Below are 11,501 nucleotides of genomic sequence, written 5' to 3'. Positions count from 1 at the left end.
TCCATTTCACATGCGGAACACGCCGAAGCGGCTCGGCTCGATGGGGGCATTCAGCGAGGCAGACAGGGCCAGGGCCAGCACGTCGCGGGTCTGCAACGGGTCGATGACGCCGTCGTCCCACAGGCGAGCGCTGGAGTAATAGGGGTGGCCCTGGGTCTCATATTGGTCGAGGATCGGTTGCTTGATGTTGGTCTCTTCCTGGGCACTGAACGGCTGGCCACTGCGCTCTGCCTGCTCTCGCTTGACCTGCACCAGCACGCCGGCCGCCTGTTCGGCACCCATCACGCCGATCCGCGCGTTGGGCCACATCCACAAGAAGCGCGGGTCATAGGCGCGACCGCACATCCCATAGTTCCCGGCGCCAAAGCTGCCACCGATGATCACCGTAAACTTTGGCACCTTGGCGCACGCCACGGCCGTCACCAGCTTGGCGCCGTGCTTGGCGATGCCGCCGGCCTCGTACTTCTGGCCGACCATAAACCCGGTGATGTTTTGCAAAAACAGCAGGGGAATCCCGCGCTGGCAGGCCAGCTCGATAAAGTGCGCGCCTTTTTGTGCAGCCTCGGCGAAGAGGATGCCGTTGTTGGCCAGGATCGCAATCGGGTAGCCGTGCAAGTGGGCGAAACCACACACCAGGGTAGTGCCGAACAGTGCTTTGAATTCATCGAACACCGAACCGTCCACCAGTCGGGCGATGACTTCGCGCACATCGAATGGCTGCTTGGCGTCGGCCGGAATCACCCCATACAACTCATCGCTGCCATAGAGCGGCGCCACAGGTGTGCGCTGCTGCAACTGACCCTGTTTATGCCAGTTGAGGTTGGCCACGCTACGGCGGGCCAAGGCCAGCGCATGTTCGTCGCTGTCGGCATAGTGGTCGGCCACACCGGAAATCTTGCAATGCACATCGGCGCCGCCCAGGTCTTCGGCGCTGACCAGTTCACCAGTGGCGGCCTTCACCAGCGGCGGGCCGGCCAGGAAAATGGTGGCTTGCTGGCGGACCATGATCGCTTCGTCCGCCATGGCCGGCACATAAGCACCGCCAGCGGTACAGGAGCCCATGACCACCGCGATTTGCGGGATGCCCTGGGCACTCATGTTGGCCTGGTTGAAGAAGATCCGCCCAAAGTGCTCGCGATCGGGGAACACCTCATCCTGGCGCGGCAGGTTGGCGCCGCCCGAATCCACCAGATAGATGCAAGGCAGGCGGTTCTGCTCGGCGATGGTCTGGGCGCGCAGGTGTTTTTTGACCGTCAGCGGGTAGTAGGAGCCACCTTTCACCGTGGCGTCGTTGGCGACGATCATGCACTCGACGCCTTCGACGCGGCCAATCCCGGCAATCACGCCAGCGGCTGGCACGTCTTCGCCATACACCTGGTAGGCGGCCAGCTGGCTGAGTTCAAGAAACGCTGAACCGGGATCGAGTAAACGATTGATACGCTCGCGAGGCAGCAGTTTGCCACGGGAGGTATGGCGCTCCTGGGCCTTGGCGCCGCCGCCTTGCTGTACCTGGGCGAGCAGGGTGTGCAGGGCGTCGACCTGTTTGAGCATCGCCGCGCTGTTAGCGGCAAATTCCGCCGAGCGCGGGTTGAGTTGGGTGTGCAGGGTTGCCATGGCGCGCGCTCCGTTAGCGGGTTTCGTTAAACAGTTCGCGACCAATCAACATGCGACGAATCTCACTGGTTCCCGCGCCGATTTCATACAGCTTGGCGTCGCGCAACAGGCGGCCAGCCGGGAACTCGTTAATGTAGCCGTTACCGCCCAGAATCTGGATCGCATCGAGGGCCATTTGCGTGGCGCGTTCGGCGCTGTAGAGGATTACCCCGGCGGCGTCCTTGCGCGTGGTTTCGCCGCGCTCGCAGGCCTGAGCCACGGCGTACAGGTAGGCACGGCTGGCGTTGAGCTGGGTGTACATGTCAGCGACCTTGCCCTGGATCAGCTGGAATTCGCCGATGCTCTGGCCAAATTGCTTACGGTCGTGGATGTAAGGGACAACGACGTCCATGCACGCCTGCATGATCCCGGTGGGGCCGCCAGACAGCACCACGCGTTCGTAGTCCAGGCCGCTCATCAACACCCGCACGCCGCCGTCGAGCTTGCCCAACAGGTTTTCTTCCGGCACTTCAACGTCATCGAAAAACAGCTCGCAGGTGTTGGAGCCGCGCATACCCAGCTTGTCGAACTTGTTACTGCGGCTGAAGCCTTTCCAGTCCCGCTCGACGATAAACGCGCTGATGCCGTGGGCACCTTTTTCCAGGTCGGTCTTGGCGTAGATCACATAGGTGTTGGCGTCGGGGCCGTTGGTGATCCAGGTCTTGCTGCCATTGAGCACGTAGTGATCGCCGCGTTTATCGGCACGCAGCTTCATCGACACCACGTCAGAACCGGCATTTGGCTCGCTCATGGCAAGGGCACCGACGTGCTCGCCGCTGATCAGCTTGGGCAGGTATTTGGTTTTCTGTTCGTGGTTGCCGTTGCGGTTGATCTGGTTGACGCAGAGGTTGGAGTGGGCGCCATAGGACAGCGCCACCGACGCCGAGCCCCGGCTGATTTCTTCCATGGCCACCACGTGGGCGAGGTAACCCAGGCCGGCGCCGCCGTATTCTTCTGGCACGGTAATGCCCAAGAGGCCCATGTCACCAAACTTGCGCCACATGTCTACGGGGAACAGGTTATCGATGTCGATCTGCGCTGCTCTTGGTGCCAGTTCCTTGGCCACAAAGGACTGCACCTGGTCACGCAGCATGTCGATGGTTTCACCAAGGGCGAAGTTCAGGGAGGGGTAACTCATGACGGGGCACCTTTACGCTTTATTTTTGTGGGAGTTGATTGCCCGGCCGGGCACTCACCTTTACGTTAACGTAAGCTTGCCTTGCGCGACTGTCAATCGTAGCTTACGTTAACGTCAAGCTCGCGCCTGCCTGGCGCACCGTCCACCTACAAAAAAGACAATAGGGGTCGTTATGGATCAACCGAATCAGAGCTACAGCCGTGGCTCCCAAGACAAGGCCTTGCTGGCCATGACCATTGGTCAGGCGTTTGACCGTACGGTCGCGCAGCATTCTGATGGTGATGCATTAATAGTGCGCCACCAGAACCTGCGTTACACCTGGCAGCAACTGGCCGATGCCGTTGACCTGCACGCCCGGGCACTGCTGGCGCTGGGCTTGCAGGCTGGAGATCGCCTGGGTGTCTGGGCGCCCAACTGTGCCGAGTGGGTTATCAGCCAGGTGGCCAGTGCCAAGCTGGGTGTGATCCTGGTCAATATCAATCCGGCTTACCGCAGTAGCGAACTGGAATACGTGCTCAAGCAATCCGGCTGCCAATGGTTGATCTGCGCGGGGGCGTTCAAATCGTCCGATTACCACGCCATGCTGCAAGAACTGGTACCGGAACTGGCGGAGCAGTCCATCGGCCAATTGCACTGCGAGAAGTTGCCTGAACTGCGTGGAGTTATCAGCCTCACCCCGCGGCCGCCCTCGGGATTCCTGCCCTGGTCGCAGCTGTCGACGATGGGAGCGGGCATCCCCCTGCAGCAACTGCACACCCGCCAGGTCAGCCTGCACTTCGATCAAGCCGTCAACATCCAGTACACCTCCGGCACCACCGGCTTCCCCAAGGGCGCCACCCTCAGTCACCACAATATTCTCAACAACGGCTATATGGTCGGCGAAAGCCTGGGGCTCACGGCGCAAGATCGCCTGGTGATTCCGGTGCCGCTCTACCACTGCTTCGGTATGGTTATGGGCAACCTGGGCTGCATCACCCATGGCACTACCATGATTTACCCCAATGACGGCTTTGACCCGTTGCTGACCCTGGCCGCCGTCGCCCAAGAGCAAGCCACCGGCCTGTACGGCGTGCCCACCATGTTTATCGCCATGCTCGATCACCCGCGCCGCGCCGAGTTCGACCTGTCGAGCCTGCGCACCGGGATCATGGCCGGCGCCACCTGCCCAATCGAGGTGATGCGCCGGGTCATCAGCGAGATGCACATGAGTGAGGTGCAGATTGCCTACGGCATGACCGAAACCAGCCCGGTGTCATTGCAGACCGGGCCGGATGATGGCCTGGAATTGCGGGTCACTACCGTCGGTCGCACCCAGCCGCAACTGGAAAGCAAGATCATCGACGAGGCCGGCAACACAGTGGCGCGCGGGCAGATAGGCGAGCTGTGTACCCGAGGCTACAGCGTCATGCTCGGTTATTGGAACAACCCCCAAGGGAGCCGAGAAGCCATCGACGACGCCGGCTGGATGCACACCGGCGACCTGGCGACCATGGACGAGCAGGGCTACGTATGTATTGCCGGGCGCAACAAGGACATGATCATTCGCGGCGGCGAAAACGTGTACCCGAGGGAGTTGGAGGAATTCTTCTTCACCCACCCGGCAGTGGCTGACGTGCAGATCATCGGCATCCCCGACGCACGCTATGGCGAGGAGATCGTCGCCTGGGTCAAATTCCATCCTGGCCATGTGGCCAATGAACTGGAACTGCAGACCTGGTGCAAGGGGCGGATTGCCCACTTCAAGACGCCCAAACATTTCAAGTTTGTCGATGAATTTCCGATGACGGTGACCGGCAAGATCCAGAAGTTTCGCATGCGTGAGATCACGATTGAGGAGCTGCTGGGAAGGGATTGATGTAGGGGTGGGCTGTTTCCTGAAGCCCAGACAGCACAAAGGGGAGCCGAGGCTCCCCTTTAATTTGTTGTTACGTGCTCTTTTTTTATTATTGAGGGGCGGTCTATTGTTGTTTTTAGCAACCGTGGCCCTTTACTGCTGTTTTTGGCGACCCCCATCCGGGGTCAAGAGCAAACGTATTTTTTTGAGCGCTGATCTGCTTCTTCGCACGCGATCCAACCAGTGGGTAGCTACCTTGAGGTAGTTTTATTGTTCTCTGCCCGGTTGCGAGTGGCGGCATCTGCCGTACCCTGCGAAGCACATCTTCTCCAAAAAAATCTGTTAGCTGCGTCTCTGCCGTGTTGTTTTTGTTATGTCAGAGTCGTTACGTCTTATTTTTATTGGGTTTGATACGTTTTATTCTTGTTATGCCATAGAGATAGCAGAAGCCGTGCCAACTTTTTAAATTCCTTTAAAATCAATGGCTTGATTTTTTTGTAGGAAATATCTTTCAGTAAGTGCGACAGAATATGTTCCCTTGTTACTCGATGTGTATCCGTGCGGTAACACATCTGCACAGATACGGTACTCAACCTCCACTGCGCGCCTTGGCTACCCGCGATCCGGTCGGGCGGCCCAATACCGTACAAATCTGCTGGCCGGCCAGCAGCAGTTGATCCAAATCGATTCCGGTCTCGATACCCAGGCCATTGAGCAGGTACAGCACGTCCTCAGTGGCGACGTTACCGCTGGCGCCCTTGGCATAGGGGCAGCCGCCGAGGCCGGCGATAGAGCTGTCGAACACCTGGATGCCTTCCTGCAAGCTGGCGTAGACATTGGCGATGGCTTGGCCATAGGTATCGTGGAAGTGCCCAGCGAGCTTGTCCCGCGGCACTTGAGCGCCCACCACCTCAAACATTCGTCGCGTAGCGCCCGCAGTACCGGTGCCGATGGTGTCTCCCAGGGACACTTCATAACAGCCCATGGCATACAGCTCACGGGCGACGGCTGCCACCTGTTCCGGTGCGATCTGGCCTTCGTACGGGCAACCCAGCACACAGGACACGTAGCCGCGCACAGTGATCCCATGTTGTTTTGCCGACGCCATGATCGGTGCGAACCGCTCCAGGCTTTCGCTGATGGAGCAGTTGATATTGCGCTGGGAAAACGCCTCGGACGCCGCCGCAAACACCGCGACCTCCTTGACCCCGGCCGCCATCGCGTCCTCGAATCCCCGCAGGTTCGGCGCCAGCGCGCCATAGGTCACGCCAGGTTTGCGCTGTATCCGGGCAAACACCTCGGCGGAGCCGGCCATCTGCGGCACCCATTTGGGTGAGACGAAACTGCCCACTTCGATATAGCCCAGGCCGGCAGCGCTTAGGTCGTCTACCAGCCGGACCTTGTCGTCGACACTGATGGGTTGTGCTTCGTTTTGCAGACCGTCGCGTGGGCCGACTTCTACCAGGCGTACATGAGAAGGAAGAGACATGGGGATTACCTTTTAGAGTTGTTGGCCAACCTGGCTCTGAATGGTCTGTTCCAGCGCCTGGGTGCAGCGCTCTTCGGCGGTATCGAGTTCCAGCTTCATCTGCTCGATATCCAGCATCTGCTGCTCCAACTGCTGGCGGCGCTCGGTGATTTTCGCCAGCATGCTGTGCAGTTGTTTCTGATTGCCGCTGGTGGGGTCGTAGAGTTCGATCAACTCGCGGCATTCGGCCAGGGAAAAACCGATGCGCTTGCCTCGCAGGATCAGCTTGAGACTGACTTTGTCCCGAGGCGTATAAATGCGTTCCTGCCCCCGGCGTTCCGGGGACAGCAGGCCTTGTTCTTCATAGAAGCGAATGGCGCGGGTGGTGATGTCGAGCTCGCGGGCGAGGTCGGAGATGCTGTAGGTCGTGCTCATGCAGATGCCCAGAAGATGTCTTGGGCGCTAAGCTAATGGCTGGTTGACGTAAGCGTCAAGTCGCAATGAGGTTGCTGGGGCTGCTACGCAGCCCAACGCGGCGGTGCGGCGATCCGACAAGCCCGCTCGCCACAACAAACCTCCTCACAACAGATCAAGCTTGCTGCTTGTCCAGCTTCTTCTCATGGGCCGTCACCTGCTGGCACAACTCGATCATCTGCTCGCGCATCCAGCGGTTGGCAGGGTCCTGGTCGGTGCTTTCATGCCAGTAGAGGTGGGTTTCCACCGACGGCACATCATTGACCGGCAGGTTGAACGAATGCAGGTCGTTGCGCCGGGCAAAGCGCTCCGGCACGGTCATGACCATGTCGGTCTGCTGCAGCACTTGCGACGCCATCAAGTAATGCTGGGAGCGCAAGGCGACCTTGCGCTGAATACCCATCTTGCCCAGGGCCAGGTCGACATGGCCCAGGCCATTGCGGCGGCTGGAGATATGGATGTGGGTCAGCGAGAGGTAATCATCCAGGCTGAATTTTTCCTTGCCCGCCATGGGATGGCCCTTGCGCATGGCACACACGTAGCGGTCTTCCATCAGCTTGACGTGGCGCACTTGCGGGTCGGTGTTAAGCGGTGCATCCACGGCGAAGTCCAGACGACCGGCCGCCAGTTCCTTGGTGGTTTCCCGGCGCTTGGACAGGAAGCTCTCGATGATTACCGTCGGTGCCAGGCGGCGCAGGCGTTGGAACAGCGGTGGCAGGATCACCGCTTCGGTAAGGTCGGTCATGCTGATGCGGTAGGTCTTGGCCGCCTGCAACGGGTTGAAGATCCGGCTTTCCTGCACCGACACCCGCAGCAACGACAGCGCGTTACGCACCGGGCCGATGATGTTTTGCGCCATGGGCGTGGGCACCATGCCTTGGGCTGTGCGCACGAACAGCGGGTCGTTGAAGGTTTCCCGCAGGCGTGCCAGAGCGTTCGACACCGCCGGTTGGGTAATGCCGACGATCTGCCCGGCGCGGGTCAGGTTGGCTTCGGTATAGATCGCGTCAAAGACGATGAAAAGGTTGAGGTCGACCTTGCTCAGATTCATTTCGCTGCGCTCTTATTGTTAGGTTTTTATAGGCTGATCATATATCGGTGATGAATGTTAATACACGCCGAGAATAGGCTAGGTAAATTTTCGTAGCTGTTCTAGCATCGTTTCATGACCCCGACAACCTCCCGTTCTAAGAGAAAGAGAAGGTAACTGCTCATGGATTTCGCTTATTCGCCCAAGGTTCAGGAACTGCGTGAGCGCGTCACCGCGTTCATGGACGCTTACGTTTACCCGGCCGAGCCGGTGTTTGAACGCCAGGTCAGCGAAGGTGATCGCTGGCAGCCCACCGCGATCATGGAGGAGCTCAAGGCCAAGGCCAAAACCGAGGGGTTGTGGAACCTGTTTCTGCCGGAATCGAAACTGGGCGCCGGCCTGACCAACCTGGAATACGCACCGTTGGCGGAAATCATGGGCCGTTCGTTGTTGGGGCCTGAACCGTTCAACTGCTCGGCGCCGGACACCGGCAACATGGAAGTGCTGGTGCGCTACGCCAACGAAGAGCAGAAACAACGCTGGCTGGAGCCGCTGTTGCGGGGCGAGATCCGCTCGGCATTCGCCATGACCGAACCGGACGTGGCCTCTTCCGACGCTACCAACATGGCCGCCCGCGCGGTTCGCGATGGCGACGAATGGGTTATCAATGGCAAGAAATGGTGGACCTCCGGCGCCTGTGATCCGCGCTGCAAGATCATGATCTTCATGGGCCTGAGCAACCCCGATGCGCCGCGTCATCAGCAACACTCGATGATCCTGGTGCCAGTGGACGCTCCCGGCGTGAAGATCGTCCGTCCGCTGCCGGTGTTTGGCTACGACGATGCACCTCACGGCCACGCCGAAGTGCTGTTTGAAAACGTCCGTGTACCGTACGAAAACGTCCTGCTGGGCGAAGGTCGTGGTTTCGAAATCGCCCAGGGCCGCCTTGGCCCTGGCCGTATCCACCACTGCATGCGTTCCATCGGCATGGCTGAACGGGCGCTGGAATTGATGTGCAAACGCGCCATCAGCCGCACCGCCTTTGGCAAGCCGCTGGCGCGTCTGGGGGGCAATATCGACAAGATCGCCGACTCTAGGATGGAAATCGACATGGCACGGCTGCTGACCTTGAAGGCGGCCTACATGATGGACACCGCCGGCAACAAAGTGGCGAAAAGCGAAATTGCCCAGATCAAGGTGGTGGCGCCGAACGTGGCCTTGAAGGTGATTGACCGGGCGATCCAGATCCACGGCGGCGCCGGGGTTTCCAATGATTTTCCGCTGGCCTACATGTACGCCATGCAACGCACCCTGCGCCTGGCCGACGGCCCGGATGAAGTACACCGCGCTGCGATTGGCAAGTTCGAGATCGGCAAGTATGTGCCTCGGGAAATGATGCGTAGCAGCCAGTAACCAGGCCTCTGTGGCAAGGGGGCAAGCCCCCTCGCCACAATAGTCCTGACGAGTCACCTCAACACCTCAATAAACCCAAACCTCCACCCGCCGATTCTTGATCCTTCCCTCATCCGCCGTATTCGCCGCCACCGGCATCTGTGCGCCAAACCCACTAATGTCGCGCAACACCACACCACTCTTGACCAACTCCCGACGCACCGCCATCGCCCGTAACTTGGAAAGCAGGGCGGCCCGTTGCGGATCATTCTTCGCATCACCAAACCCCACCAGCGTTACCTGCTTGTCGAGCTTGCCGTGGCTTCTCAGGTAAGCCAACACCCGCATCAGGTCCTGGCGTGCCTTGCTATCGAGGCTGGCGCTGCCTTCCTCAAATCGAAAATTCACCGTCAACCGCTGGGCCTGGCGGGCAATCGCCTGATAGCCCTGGGGCATTGCTACGCGGGGCTCGACTGTGATGGCCTGGACCTGTTGCGCGATAAAACCATTGGCAGCAACGATAGCCTGGCCCTTGGCACTTTGGGCGAAGTTCACCAGCGCCTCGGCCCAGGGATTCTGCTTGCCGGGCGGCAGGTAAAAGAACAGTCGGCGTGACAGTGGGTAGTCTTCGGTGGCAATCAGGCTGCTCAGCGGGAGCATGGGTTGTGATTCGCCATCGCTGATGGCCACTGCCTTGGCCTGGCGTACATAGGGCAGGCCAATAAAACCGATGCCTTGGGGGTCGTGGCTGACGGCATCGGACAACTGCTCGCTGGACTCGAAGCGTTTGGCTGTGCCGTCGAGAAGTTTGCCTCGGCGGCTGAGCACCAGTTCCTTAAAGGTGTCGAAGGTGCCGGATTGATCATCCCGAGCGTACAGATGAATCGCGCCACCGACGCCACCCAACGCTTCCCAGGTACTGACTTCACCACTGAAAATCTGCGCCAGTTGCTCAGTGTTCAAAGTGTTCAGCGGGTTGTGGGGATGAAGGATGATCGCCAAGCCATCAATGGCGATCACCTGTTCGGCATTGGAGCTTTTCAAGTCGCCCAGGGGTTCGAGGTCCACCAGTTCGCGATCCTTGATCGGGCGCGAAGATGCCGCCAGGTCGGCACTGGCGTTTTTTAGGGCAGCAAACCCGGTGCTGGAGCCGTGGGCGGCAATCTCCACCGTGACCCGGTTGCCTTGACGAGTTTTGCCAACGACGCGCTGCTCGTTGGCTTTGTCGTTGGGTTCACTGTGCACATCCTGCAGACCCTGTTGCTCCATCAAGCCCTTGACCAACGCCGGACCCAACGCCGCGCCAATGGTATTGGAGCCCTGGATACGCAAGGCCGGGCTGTGCTCGGGAAAGGGGAGTTGCGCAGAAAACGCGTGGAGGGGCAGGGCGCTGCAAATTGCCAGCAGGTACAGAACGCGCAGCATCATGCCGGCACCTTCTCAAGCCAAAGGGAGTGCCGGGAGATTAAGTCAGGAAGGTTGCATAAATATGACTGCAGGAGCGAGCAAGGGAGGGTGTCAGCTCAGTTCCAGCCAGATCGGCGCATGGTCGGACGGCTTCTCCATGCTCCGCAGATCGTAATCCACACCCGCCGCCTTGACCCGGGGCAACAACCCCAGGGACGTCATGATCAAGTCGATGCGCAGCCCACGCTTGGGTTCGTCTTCAAAGCCACGGCTGCGGTAATCGAACCAGCTGAAGCGATCGGCCACGTCCGGGTTCAAGTGTCGGAAGCTGTCGACCAAACCCCAGTTCTTCAAGCGCGCCATCCACTCACGCTCTTCCGGGAGGAAGCTGCACTTGCCGGTTTTCAGCCAGCGCTTGGCGTTGTCGGCGCCGATGCCGATGTCGCAATCTTGCGGGGAAATATTCACGTCGCCCATCACCACCAGCGCTTGGTCATTGCTGAACTGCGTCTCCAGCAACTGTTGCAGGTCATTGTAGAAACGCTGCTTGGCCGGGAACTTGGTGGGATGGTCGCGGCTTTCACCCTGTGGGAAATAGCCGTTCATGATGGTGATCGGGTTGCCATTGCCGTCGGCGAATGTGCCCCAGATAAACCGCCGCTGGGCGTCTTCTTCATCACCGGCAAAACCTTTGTGCAGCGCCAGGGGCTCCTGGCGCGAGAGCAGGGCGACACCGTAGTGGCCTTTCTGCCCGTGGTAATACACGTGATAACCCAGGGCCTGGACCTCGGCCAATGGAAACTGATCGTCGTGGACTTTGGTTTCCTGCAGGCCGATCACGTCTGGCTGGTGCTTCTCGATCAGCGCCGCCAACTGATGAGGGCGGGCGCGCAGCCCGTTGATGTTGAACGAGACGATTTTCATGGTCGACAGTCCTGGCAAAAGTGCGATGCTAGCCGACAAGTCGGACGGGAGCCAGCGTGGCGGTAGGACAGATGCACTGCTAATGTCCTTCAAGGTGCCGCATGCGGGGAACGAGTCAGCCGTCGCGGGCTCGTACTACTAGAGCGCAACCTTTCGAGTAGCGCCTATTTGAGTTGCGTCC

The 11,501-nt window shown here is 59.6% G+C and carries 9 protein-coding genes; 2 read left to right on the top strand and 7 right to left on the bottom strand.

The annotated features are described in order from the left end of the window. Window positions 1-6 precede the first annotated feature (6 nt). The gene (locus ACZRKZ_RS08435) at window positions 7-1,614 is read right to left on the bottom strand and encodes a carboxyl transferase domain-containing protein (protein ID WP_463981336.1); all 1,608 of its coding nucleotides are present in this window, start codon (window positions 1,612-1,614) and stop codon (window positions 7-9) included. A gap of 13 nt (window positions 1,615-1,627) precedes the next feature. Then, window positions 1,628-2,791 carry an acyl-CoA dehydrogenase family protein gene (locus ACZRKZ_RS08430; RefSeq protein WP_133100282.1) on the bottom strand — a complete coding sequence of 388 codons (1,164 nt, stop codon included), beginning with the start codon at window positions 2,789-2,791 and terminating at the stop codon, window positions 1,628-1,630. 172 nt (window positions 2,792-2,963) lie between these two features. Between ACZRKZ_RS08430 and ACZRKZ_RS08425 the strand changes: the two genes are divergently transcribed. Then, complete coding sequence (locus ACZRKZ_RS08425) at window positions 2,964-4,646, top strand: AMP-binding protein (RefSeq protein ID WP_463981335.1); 1,683 nt, start codon at window positions 2,964-2,966, stop codon at window positions 4,644-4,646. A gap of 568 nt (window positions 4,647-5,214) precedes the next feature. Here the strand turns inward: ACZRKZ_RS08425 and ACZRKZ_RS08420 are convergent. The 3 genes from ACZRKZ_RS08420 to ACZRKZ_RS08410 form a co-directional block, all read right to left on the bottom strand. Further along, window positions 5,215-6,114: a hydroxymethylglutaryl-CoA lyase gene (locus ACZRKZ_RS08420; RefSeq protein ID WP_463981334.1), complete on the bottom strand. Its 900-nt coding sequence runs from the start codon at window positions 6,112-6,114 to the stop codon at window positions 5,215-5,217. Between the two features lie 12 nt (window positions 6,115-6,126). Continuing rightward, window positions 6,127-6,528, bottom strand: coding sequence for a MerR family transcriptional regulator (locus ACZRKZ_RS08415; protein WP_463969435.1), 402 nt, complete (start codon window positions 6,526-6,528; stop codon window positions 6,127-6,129). A 154-nt stretch (window positions 6,529-6,682) separates the two neighbouring features. Further along, on the bottom strand, window positions 6,683-7,618 hold the full coding sequence (locus tag ACZRKZ_RS08410; RefSeq protein WP_133100278.1) for a LysR family transcriptional regulator: 936 nt from the start codon (window positions 7,616-7,618) through the stop codon (window positions 6,683-6,685). Between the two features lie 162 nt (window positions 7,619-7,780). Here ACZRKZ_RS08410 and ACZRKZ_RS08405 point away from each other — a divergent pair, with 162 nt between their 5' ends. Then, window positions 7,781-9,010: an acyl-CoA dehydrogenase gene (locus tag ACZRKZ_RS08405; protein ID WP_463969437.1), complete on the top strand. Its 1,230-nt coding sequence runs from the start codon at window positions 7,781-7,783 to the stop codon at window positions 9,008-9,010. A gap of 66 nt (window positions 9,011-9,076) precedes the next feature. Here ACZRKZ_RS08405 and ACZRKZ_RS08400 read toward each other — a convergent pair whose 3' ends face one another. Next, window positions 9,077-10,417: a substrate-binding domain-containing protein gene (locus tag ACZRKZ_RS08400; RefSeq protein ID WP_463981333.1), complete on the bottom strand. Its 1,341-nt coding sequence runs from the start codon at window positions 10,415-10,417 to the stop codon at window positions 9,077-9,079. Window positions 10,418-10,507: 90 nt separating this feature from the next. Beyond that, window positions 10,508-11,320, bottom strand: a complete 813-nt coding sequence (xthA, locus tag ACZRKZ_RS08395; RefSeq protein ID WP_149413984.1) for an exodeoxyribonuclease III — start codon at window positions 11,318-11,320, stop codon at window positions 10,508-10,510. Between the last annotated feature and the right edge of the window lie 181 nt (window positions 11,321-11,501).

Source organism: Pseudomonas sp. c313 (genome assembly GCF_055407145.1).
The sequence above is the reverse complement of the archived record's forward strand: the minus strand, read 5'-3'. Positions and strand labels throughout refer to the sequence as shown.

Coding starts and splice junctions, on each gene's coding strand:
- ACZRKZ_RS08435 (WP_463981336.1), bottom strand. CDS start 1,614: ATGGCAACCCTGCACACCCAACTCAACCCGCGCTCGGCGGAATTTGCC.
- xthA (WP_149413984.1), bottom strand. CDS start 11,320: ATGAAAATCGTCTCGTTCAACATCAACGGGCTGCGCGCCCGCCCTCAT.
- ACZRKZ_RS08430 (WP_133100282.1), bottom strand. CDS start 2,791: ATGAGTTACCCCTCCCTGAACTTCGCCCTTGGTGAAACCATCGACATG.
- ACZRKZ_RS08420 (WP_463981334.1), bottom strand. CDS start 6,114: ATGTCTCTTCCTTCTCATGTACGCCTGGTAGAAGTCGGCCCACGCGAC.
- ACZRKZ_RS08425 (WP_463981335.1), top strand. CDS start 2,964: ATGGATCAACCGAATCAGAGCTACAGCCGTGGCTCCCAAGACAAGGCC.
- ACZRKZ_RS08410 (WP_133100278.1), bottom strand. CDS start 7,618: ATGAATCTGAGCAAGGTCGACCTCAACCTTTTCATCGTCTTTGACGCG.
- ACZRKZ_RS08405 (WP_463969437.1), top strand. CDS start 7,781: ATGGATTTCGCTTATTCGCCCAAGGTTCAGGAACTGCGTGAGCGCGTC.
- ACZRKZ_RS08415 (WP_463969435.1), bottom strand. CDS start 6,528: ATGAGCACGACCTACAGCATCTCCGACCTCGCCCGCGAGCTCGACATC.
- ACZRKZ_RS08400 (WP_463981333.1), bottom strand. CDS start 10,417: ATGATGCTGCGCGTTCTGTACCTGCTGGCAATTTGCAGCGCCCTGCCC.